General features: G+C 57.5%; 7 protein-coding genes and 1 pseudogene. All 8 read left to right on the plus strand.

Going from position 1 to position 10,051, the window contains the following annotated elements; translation table 11 throughout:
* Nucleotides 1–25: 25 nt before the first annotated feature.
* The 8 genes and pseudogenes from C7C56_RS15220 to C7C56_RS15260 all read left to right on the plus strand — a co-directional run bounded on the left by C7C56_RS15220 (nt 26) and on the right by C7C56_RS15260 (nt 9,993).
* The gene (locus C7C56_RS15220) at nt 26–1,141 is read left to right on the plus strand and encodes a hypothetical protein (RefSeq protein ID WP_106758222.1); all 1,116 of its coding nucleotides are present in this window, start codon (nt 26–28) and stop codon (nt 1,139–1,141) included.
* On the plus strand, nt 1,138–2,409 hold the full coding sequence (locus C7C56_RS28210) for a hypothetical protein (RefSeq protein ID WP_146204498.1): 1,272 nt from the start codon (nt 1,138–1,140) through the stop codon (nt 2,407–2,409). The genes C7C56_RS15220 and C7C56_RS28210 overlap by 4 nt, the downstream gene beginning before the upstream one ends.
* Before the next feature lie 4 nt (nt 2,410–2,413).
* Entirely contained in the window at nt 2,414–4,228 is a 1,815-nt protein-coding gene (locus C7C56_RS15235; RefSeq protein ID WP_106758225.1) for an Hsp70 family protein, read from the plus strand.
* A complete protein-coding gene (gene pglZ / locus C7C56_RS15240) occupies nt 4,168–6,570 on the plus strand; it encodes a BREX-1 system phosphatase PglZ type B (RefSeq protein ID WP_229458796.1) in 2,403 nt (800 codons plus the stop codon). Before C7C56_RS15235 ends, pglZ begins: the two co-directional genes overlap by 61 nt.
* 64 nt (nt 6,571–6,634) lie before the next feature.
* Nucleotides 6,635–8,680 (plus strand): BREX system Lon protease-like protein BrxL, encoded by a 2,046-nt coding sequence (gene brxL / locus C7C56_RS15245; RefSeq protein WP_106758227.1) that lies wholly within the window; start codon nt 6,635–6,637, stop codon nt 8,678–8,680.
* Nucleotides 8,681–8,785: 105 nt separating this feature from the next.
* A pseudogene (locus tag C7C56_RS15250) lies at nt 8,786–9,174 on the plus strand (ATP-binding protein).
* Between the two features lie 326 nt (nt 9,175–9,500).
* Nucleotides 9,501–9,722, plus strand: coding sequence for a CopG family ribbon-helix-helix protein (locus tag C7C56_RS15255; protein WP_229458797.1), 222 nt, complete (start codon nt 9,501–9,503; stop codon nt 9,720–9,722).
* On the plus strand, nt 9,712–9,993 hold the full coding sequence (locus tag C7C56_RS15260; RefSeq protein WP_106758229.1) for a type II toxin-antitoxin system RelE/ParE family toxin: 282 nt from the start codon (nt 9,712–9,714) through the stop codon (nt 9,991–9,993). The genes C7C56_RS15255 and C7C56_RS15260 overlap by 11 nt, the downstream gene beginning before the upstream one ends.
* The last annotated feature ends 58 nt before the right edge of the window (nt 9,994–10,051 follow it).

A 10,051-nucleotide genomic window follows, 5' to 3' on the forward strand; every position in this document is an offset into this window, starting at 1 on the left:
TGCTGTTTTTTAGGGAAACATAAAAATGGGTTTTTGGCACACCGGTAACATCGAGCATCATGAACCAACAGGTTTGGATTTCACGTATCAGCCGCGCGAGGTGGTCTATTTCTGCCCGGCTTGCAGCGAAAGGTTCGATACGCTGGAGGTGTTGCGGCGTCATCGCTTCGAAGCCCATTCTTACACCCGACCTTTGATGTTTGTTCGAGGCCTTGAACTGGGGGCCACGCCGCTGCGCGTGACGCGCCAACTTGTGCCCGAGGATGTGCAACTGGACCGGGCATTGAGTGCAACCCTGAATGGCAAAAAGGTGTTGCCGGCCAATCTGCCCGAACTCATCGCAAAAGTGACGAATGACCGGCTCACGATCGTGCTGAGCAATGAAGGCGCCAGCGCGCAGTTTGAATTGTTGGTACATATTGCCAGTGAGGCGGACCTAGTGGGCGTGGAGGCCGCTTTTTTGAAGCTGGCAAACGCCAGATCCCTGAGCATTGCCTCCATCGAGGGCTTTATTGCGGACTGCATAGGATTCGAAACGGCCAGTGCTTATGGCGACGGCATCTGCCACTACCTCTATGGTGTCTTGGCCAAAGAGCGTGCGGGCGACTCGTCACTGCCCTTTGAAGAGTACAGCAAGCGCTATAGTCGTGCGGCGGACCAGTTGTTGGGATTCGAGCGACCGTTGGCTCAAATCATTCGCGCCCTGGTGGCGTTTCACTTCAATCATTTCGAGGACGCCCAAACTCTGGTGCCAGCCGGGCGCCTTCAACATGCCGCAGTGCTGTTCGCGGGCCTCTTGGAGGGGTGGCCTTGGCATCACGAGCCGCAAGCTGCGCAGGACGAAGGCAGTGCCTTGGTCGAACTGCTCACCGACCATGAAACCCTGCGGATCTTGCGTTGGACGGAGCTGGGTACGAGCCAGCTGATGGCCTACGCAAACGACATAGCGGCGCAGACAAAGCGTGAGATCCCTGGTTTTGACCGCTTAAAGCTCCAACTAATGCTTGCCGAGGCAAAGGCGGCCCAAGGCGATGCCGATGGTGCCCGCCAAGCAGCGCGGGAGTTGCGGGGTAATTCAAGAACAACAATATGGGCGGAGGCATTATTGGCCCGCTTGCCAGACAAGGAATCCGGAAAATGAATAAAGACAATCGAACGCGAGTCGTAAATAGCCGCACCGGAGAGGTTCGTTACGTCGAGGGCGGGCAGAGCAATGGTCCCAAGCGCGACTTGCCAACCGAAGGGCCGTCGTCAGCGATGCCCGCAGCGGGATTGCCCAAAGAGGTGAAAGCAAGTGTTGTCGATGCTACTGCTACCGCCTCTCCTGAATCCGGCGATCGCTCGCTCGCCACCGAGCCAGCCGCAGCCGAGATAGATTCTTCGCCATCCAAGAAGAGCGTCGAGATACAGAATTTTGAGCAATTCATCGTCCATGCTTATGGAAAAAAAGGCAGGAAGATTTCTCTGCCAGGAAAAGCTGAAAAAGCAGTAGCGGAGAACTCGCAGCTGTCCGAGGACGCGGCAAGTCGATTGGTGCAACTCGCTCAAACCGACAAGCTGTTTGCCGTGCCTAGGCAACTGATGCTGGTGTGTCGTGAAGTTCAGGGCTATCCGACCCTGCGCGCTGCTTTGCGCGAGTTTGTCGGTGATGTGATGCTCCGGCATCCGATATTCAAGCAGCAGAAATTGCAAGCGGTTATTCGAAACCTGCCTGATGCACCTTCATGCGCGGAAGCTCTCGCCTTGGTGTACGCCGGCGACGCCATGCTCCCCCAAGACGCAAGCGGCGCGCTTAAATCTAGTGACCAGGAAACGCAAAGATTGAATGCAGCCAATTGCTTGCTGGTGTGGCTGTCCGACGCCAAGCAGTTGGCAGCAACGGAGTTGATCGAGTCCCTGAACACTGCCCTGTGGATACCAAGTGCACGTGCCCTGTTGGACGACGGTGCCAGGCTCAGGGCTTTAACGGAGATTGAAGACGTGCAAGGTGTCGGGCTCGTCTGCGAGCTGTATCGACAGCAGGCGAGAGAAAAGACAAATCTGGCAGAACAAGCAAGCCGAGATGCGGCAAGGCTTAAGGACCGGGTGGCGGCACTGGAAGAAGAACTCGGCGAAGCGCTCTCAGAACTTCAAGCGACGAAGTCTGCACTTGAATCGTTGCGCAGAGAGCGTGACCTTGAAGTGATGACTCTCAAGACCGACGCCCAAACGGAAGCGGCCCACCTGCGCGACGATATTGAGCAGATTCGCAGCCGCCTGCTGCGCAGACTGGTGACGGACGTGGAACAGTTGGAGCTGGGCTTGACCGCACTTCGCAGCCCCGAGCCGCGCTTTCATGTAATGCAGGACAGGGCCGAGCGCGTGGTGGATGCGCTGCGAACAGAATTAAACAAACTCAGGGAGGAATAGAACCATGGCAGTTGTTGGATTCGATTTTGGCACGACGAACAGTCTCATCTCGATCGTCCAAGGGGACCGTGTCATCAGTTTCAATGATGAGCAAGGTTCGCCCATTCCCTCTGTGGTTTGCTACGAGGGATCCAAGACCATCGTCGGCCGCGAGGCCCGGGAACGGCTGAGTAAGGCGGGTTTGGGAGTGCAGGGGAATGTGGTTCGGTCCCCCAAAACGCTGCTCGGCAGAGAGAGTGTTTTCGTCGGTGGTGTGGAACGTAGCCCGGTGGACATTGTGCGTGATGTTGTGCAATTCGTTCGGAAGTTTGCTTCGCAGTCGAGAACAATCCGGGACCTGAGCGCGGACCGCGCCGTGGTTACTATCCCAGTCAATATGGAGGGGCGGCGTCGGGCCTTGCTCCGGGATGCTTTTCGGATGGCGGGTATCGGAATTGTCCAGTTTGTCCATGAACCCCTGGCCGCGTTATATGGATACTTGCGCTCCAGCGAGGACATGGCGGCCACGCTACGGCTCTTTGACCGGCAATTGGTCTTGGTGTTTGACTGGGGTGGCGGTACCTTGGATTTAACCCTGTGTCGATTGGTCGATGGGATGTTGGTACAGGTCGGCAATGACGGTACCGAGGACGTGGGTGGTGACCTGTTCGACGAGGCACTTCGAAATGAGATCGAGCGACGGGCGCGAGTCGCCAGGAAATTGCCGGACGACATAGAGGTGCATGCTGACGCTCGTTCACGGTTGATGCATGAATGCGAGAAAGCCAAAATTGACTTAAGTGGCCGCAGTAATGTGACGATCTTCGTGCCGACGTTCTTCCATGGTGTCGACGACCCGGCACTAGATGTGACGCTGTCGCGAGAAGACCTCGAAGGTATCGTCTTCAATCTTGTCAAGCACGGCATAGCCCGCATAGAGAGTTTGCTTGAGCGCGAGGGCTATTCCACAGCGTCGGTGGCACTTTGTCTGGCGACCGGCGGCATGGTCAATATGCCGATCGTCAAGGCACGATTGCATGAACTTTTTGGGCCTCAACGCGTGCATGTTTCTGAACGCAGTGCCTCGCTCATTTCAGAGGGGGCAGCGTGGGTCGCCCATGATGATGCGCGCTTGCATTTGGCCAAAAACGTTGAACTGTCGTTGGCGCGCAATTCCTACATGCCGCTGTTGTGTGCGGGTTTGGAAATGCCTACCGAAGGCGAGGTTCGTAGCGATGGTTTCAGCATCTATTGCGTTGACCCCACTGATGGGCATGGAAAATTTCAACTCGTCTCTCCGCACCGGGCCGGGCCGATGGTGATGGCGGACGACAAGCGCCGTGTTCTGTCGAATATGGTGGTGAATGTTGACAGCAAGGCCGCACCATTTAGGGAGCGACTTCAACTTGATGTGGAAATCAATGACAACTTGGTCTTATTCGCCAAGGCATGGTCGCCCATTCAAAAAGGCCAAGCGCAAGTCGAGGTGCACGATTTGGAATTCGCACTGTCGTTACCCTCTGGCGAACGAGGCTGGAAGCAGGCGACGCGCATGCAAGACGCAACAGATGGCGGCCCTGCACATGGCGTCGGAGAACTCGTAATGCGGTCTAATCTGGCCGCGTCGGAGAACAATGCACTGGTTCCCGGAGAGGTACTCTACCGCTTCGACCCCACGTACTTCCAACAATTTCGTCCGCCCCAAATTCAGGTGGACGAGCGCTTGTACTACGAGCCATGTTCATATTGCCGCAGGGTGTCTAATGATCCACTTTGCAAATGCGCGAGTTCTCCCGCGACAAGGACAACGCAAGCAATTCAGCCACGGGCACAGCAATGACAACACTTTTTGATGCGGTGATTCACTCGCTGGTCTTGTCCGCGAAGGGTAATTCAAACACGTCAGCCCCAGCCGCAGCCATCCTGTGGCCGGATAAGGACGGCATTTGGGAAAGCGTGGTGCCCAAGTTTGCTGCTGCTATGCCTGAGTTGTTCAGCTTTGGCGCGTTCAACCAAGCACAACGCACGGGACCGGCTATTTGGCTCAAATGCGCGATCGCCGGCGCCTTTGAAGACTGTAAGTACAGCGGAGTGCCGTTAGTATACTTGCCTGGAGTTAGCCGTACCGACCTGCGTGCCATCGAGAACTGTCCGCGCGACCTGCAGCCGCTCGCCGAGCTTCAATATCGCGGCGTGTTCTGGAGCCAGTCCAATGGCAAGGATTGGACCTTGGCGGCCTTTCTGTCGTCGAAAAATGGCGGCTTGGGTTTGGATGTGGCCGGTGACAAGGCGACGCATGAGGCGTTGGGACGGGCGCTTGCAGCGGGCGTCCTGCTGGAGCGGAGCGTCAAAGAATTGCAAGCCCAAGCCATCAATGCAGCCTGGTTAGACGCCTTGGTGTTGCCGAACCCAGCGCGGGATATGTTGGTTTGGCTAAACGATCCTGGTCAGGTCGGCTCACAATGGGCAGGACCTCGGTGGGAAATTTTCGTCAGCCGCTGTGGCAAGGATTTTGGATTCGACCCCATCGCTGATGGCGCGTTGGCCGCTGCGGAAAAACTTGCCGGACGTACCGGCGCATGGGCTTCTGTTTGGGAACTTTACCGAGACTCATTTGCGAGTTTCCCCGCAGTGGCCGAGTTGTTGGGGCAGTTGCAGGCACCGAAGCCCAAAGGTCTATTCGATGACTTGAATGAGCTGGCCGGCTACCCGCAAGCCAATGAGGATGCCGAGGGCGCCCTACGGTATAGGCTTCATGCGTGTGCGGCGATGACGCCTGAGCTTGCACGGGCATCGATTCGCCAGGCAGAGCAAGAACACGGCGACCGGCGAGCTTGGCTGTGGGCACGAATGGGCCGGTCCTCTCTGGCCGGTGCGCTTGAACATCTGGAGCTGCTGGCATCCTTGTCGGCTCAGACGGGCGCCGGCACGACGTTGACGCAGCTCGCCGGTTGGTATCAGGATACGGGATGGAAGTTGGACCAAGCCGCCATGCATGCCTTGGCTGCGGTCTCAGGAAAGACCGATAACGAGGCAGTATGCGCGGCACTGAAGGCGCTCTATGTGCCTTGGTTGGAAGCTTGTGCCTATCGATTCCAAGACTTGGTAAAAGCGGAGGGACGGCTTGGGCTGCCGAGTCAGGCGCCCGGCGCCGTTAAGCCACAGGACGGGGTTTGCACAGTCTTCGTCGACGGTTTGCGCTACGACGTCGCCATGCGCTTGAAGGATGAATTGGCGGCTGTGGGCCAGGTTCAGTTAAGCGCGGCGTGGACCAGCATGCCGTCCGTCACTGCGTCGGGAAAGGCCTGGGCATCGCCTGTTGCCCCCTTCGTGGCCGGGAAGAAGGAAGATGCAGATTTCCAGCCGAGTGTTGCCGCGGACGGCAAGGCATTATCGACCCACAATTTTCGCAAGCTGTTGGCCGAACAGGGCTATCAGGTGCTGGACAAACACGAAACCGGGGCGCCCGATGGTAGGGCGTGGGTGGAGTGCGGTGATCTCGACCATTTTGGGCATGAACATGGGCTTCGTTTGGCCAGGGACATCGAAAGCCAGTTGGCGCAGATTGTTGAACGCATTGCGGAGCTCAATGAAGGCGGTTGGGCGCGCTTTCGAATCGTTACCGACCATGGCTGGCTGCTAGTTCCGGGCGGGTTGCCGAAGACCGAGCTCTCCAAATTCGAAGCGGAGACCCGTTGGGGACGTTGTGCTGTCCTGAAGGATAACTCACACGGCACCGATCTGACCTTCGCTTGGGATTGGTGCAAGGATGTCCAAATTGCGTTCGCACCCGGAATCGGGAGCTTCATCGCCGGCGCAGAGTACGCTCATGGCGGTTTGACCCTCCAGGAGTGTTTGGTGCCAATCTTGGAAGTGCTGGCGACAAGCAGTCCCGTCGCCTTGGTGAAGGTCGATATCGCGAAAGTGGCATGGACGGGAATGCGCTGCAAGGTCGAGGTGAGCGCCGAGGCGGGTGTCGATATAGGAGTTCTTAAAGTCGACATCCGTACGAAAGCAGCCTTGCCGGACTCGTCGCTGGTGTCACATGCCAAGCCTTTGGCCGGCGGCAAGGCGTCGCTGGCGGTGGAGGATGATTCGAAGGAGGGCACGGCGGCCTTTTTGGTCATACTGGACGCGGCGGGCAAGGTGGTGCAGAAGAAGCCAACGACCGTCGGCGAGTGATGAGCAATTTTCTCACCGCCAGTTTAAGTAAGATCCTTAAAGACGCGGTGAGAGGGGACGAAGAATGCAATTAGATGAACTGGACCGCAAGGCCACTGCAGCGTTTGAGGGTTATGTCGTGCGCAAGGACCTGGTCCGCACTTTCAGTCGGCAGTTTCCAGTGCCGACCTATGTAGTTGAGTTCCTGCTGGGGCGTTACTGCGCCACGACCGACGAGGCGGAGATCCAGGAGGGGCTGGAAATCGTTCAGCGTCAACTGGGCTCCCGCACGGTGAAAGCGGGTGAAGAGGAGCTGTTCAAGGCCAGGGCGAAAGAGTCTGGTTCGGTGAAAATTATTGATATCGTGACGGCTCGGCTGGACGCGAAAAGCGATTCCTATGTGGCGTCGCTACCGAGCCTGCGCTTGAACGACGTGCGCATTACACCTGAGATGGTGAAGGACCATGAGCGGATGTTGACCGGGGGATTTTATGCCGAGGTCACCTTGGGTTATGACGGCTCTATCGCGCAAGAAAAGGGCGGCCGGCCTTTCGGGGTGGATGCTCTGAGGCCGATACAGTTATCTAAGCGCGAAGTACTCGAAGTCTTGGCCAAGGGGAGGGCTAACTTCAGCACGCCCGAATGGCGCGATGTGCTACTGCGTAGTGTTGGCTTCGAGCCAGCCGGCTTGACCGAGCGCGCCAAAGACGCTCTGTTGCTGCGCATGGTGCCCTTTGTGGAGCGAAACTACAACATGGTCGAGTTGGGGCCGCGAGGCACCGGGAAATCACACCTTTTTCAGCAAATATCGCCCTATGCCCATCTAATTTCCGGCGGCAAGGCCAGTGTCGCACGCATGTTCGTCAACAACAGCAATGGCCAGCGCGGGCTGGTGTGCCAGTATGATGTAGTGTGTTTCGACGAGGTTTCAGGCGTGTCTTTCGACCAGAAGGACGGCGTCAATATCATGAAAGGGTACATGGAGAGCGGCGAATTTTCCCGTGGCAAGGAGAGCATTCGCGCCGATGGCTCCATTGTGTTGGTAGGTAATTTCGATGTCGACGTCGAACACCAGCAACGGCTTGGACATCTATTTGGCCCGCTGCCAACGGGGATGCGTGACGACACGGCCTTCATGGACCGCATCCACTGCTTCCTGCCGGGCTGGGATGTTCCCAAGCTGAATCCGACCATGTTCACCGACCATTTTGGTTTGGTGAGCGACTTCCTTTCCGAGTGCTTCACTCAACTGCGCGGCCAGAGCCGGGTCTCAACCCTGCAGGGGCGAGTGTTTTGGGGCGGTGCGCTTTCTGGCCGAGATCTGAACGGGGTCAACAAGACGGTCAGTGGTTTGCTCAAGCTGCTCAGCCCCGATGCGCAGGCCCAGGTTAGTGATGAGGACTTGGAATGGGCCGTTCGCTTGAGCCTGGAGGTGCGGCGCCGGGTTAAGGAGCAACAAAAGCGCATCGGGGCCGCAGAGTTCCGCAATACGCACTTCAGCTACACGATCGGTTCCGAGGGGGTTGAGAAGTTCGTATCGACTCCTGAGCTGCAAAGTCAAGGGGGCATTGGCGACGAGCCACTTGAATGTGGCCAGATTTGGACGCTGAGTCCTGGCGGGCAGGACGAACATCCCGGGCTGTTTCGGCTGGAAGTCACCGAGGGCCCCGGCAGCGGCGTGCGGGTGTTGAATAACCCGGTGCCGGCCGCTTTCAAGGAGTCTATTCGTTGTGCGGAGCAGAACTTGTACGCGCGAGCTGTTCAGCTGGTCGGCGACCGTGACCCGCGAGCGCATGAATTCTCGGTCCAGCTGAGGGCCTTTGACGCCGCTAAATCAGGCGCCAAGACGGGCGTTGCATCACTAATTGCCTTGGCCAGTGCTTTGTTACGCAAGTCGGTGCGCGGCGGCTTGGTGGTGGTTGGAGAAGTGACGCTGGGCGGCACCATTGAACCGATTTATAACGCAGTGGCTTTGGCTGAACAATCGGTGGAGAAAGGTGCTAAGTCGCTTCTCTTGCCAGTTTCCTGCCGCAAGCAGCTGTTCGATTTGTCAGACGATATGGCGACCAAACTCGATGTTGAGTTCTATCAGGACGGCAGGGATGCGTTGTTGAAGGCGTTAGTCGACTAGTAGGCAGGCTGCGATCGGGGACATCGCTGCGCGCGCAGATCGCGGATTCGACCGGCGCGAGGTAATGAGCCTGGCCTTGGGCGATTGGGTCAGCGCAGCCACAGCGTGCTCGTCACGGGCCCGACCGGCGCAGGCAAGTCGTGGCTGGCCTGCGCGTTGGCACAGTACGCCTGCCGGCGTGGATACTCGGCGATCTACCAGCGTGTACCCCGCTTGCAGGAAGAACTGCGGATCCGGCACGGCTTTGGCGCCTTTGGCAAATGGCTGCTGCAATTGGCTAAGACTGATGTGCTGGTCCTGGATGGGGCATGGGAACAATTGACGGCATCACGCGCTCCGATCTGTTGGAGATCATCTATGACCGGGCTGGCAACAAGGCCACCAACATCACCAGCCAATTGCCGGTCGAGCACTTGCATGCCTGGATCGGCGACGCCAACATTGCCGACCCATTCTGGACCGCATCATGCAGTGCAACCACCGCTTCACGCTGACGCTGACCGGTGATTCGCTACGCACCCAACGGCCAAAAACGGCCAAAAAGGAGAAAAACATCGACCCATCGTGATCGCAGGGATTAGAATTTTGACCGCGTAACGCCATCTCCTGCGCAGCGGTCACGTTCCCCGGAATCGCTGGTCACGTTCACCGGCATACGCAGGTTAGCGCCAATATTCTTGGCCGGCTGTGATAGTTGACGCCCACCAGGCGACTCGATTCATCGAGCGGTTTGACATTGCCGCTGCGATAAGTACACTGAAGGCGTAGAACATTTTGCCTCTTAGGTTTGAAAACTATGAAACCCAGCGCTGACGAACCAATGACCATACACCTTCCTGCCGACCTGGCCAGTGAGCTGGAGAAGTTGGCGCTTGCAACCGGCGGCAACACGCGTTTGATAGCGGTCGCCGCGCTTCGAGCGTTTGTCGAGTCAGAGGCCTTGCAGATTCGTGATGTTCAGGAAAGTATTGCCGAGGCAGACCGGGGCGAATTCGCCAGCGCCGATGAGGTAGATTCCTTCTTCGCGAAATATGACAGTTAAGTGGACGAAAACCGCGCTCGCAAATCTCATTTCCATCGTCGAGTTCATCGAGCGAGACAATCCCGAGCGCGCAAAGTCGTTTGCGATGGAAATTCAATCCAAGACCAACAGGCTTACCGAGTTTCCTAGCATCGGGCGTCCTGGCCGTGTGACAGGCACGCGTGAGCTGGTCATTCACCCAAATTACATCATTTCATACCGCGTGCGCGGCGACGTCGTAGAGATTTTGCGAGTTCAGCATGTGGCAAGGCGCTGGCCGAAACGCCTTTAATAAATTACATCCACGATTGCATCTGCCAAAGCGGGGCGACGGGTTCAGTTGCGTATTT

Origin of the sequence: Massilia glaciei (genome assembly GCF_003011895.2) — a bacterium.
In the GTDB taxonomy this organism is placed as follows: Bacteria; Pseudomonadota; Gammaproteobacteria; order Burkholderiales; family Burkholderiaceae_D; genus Telluria_A; species Telluria_A glaciei.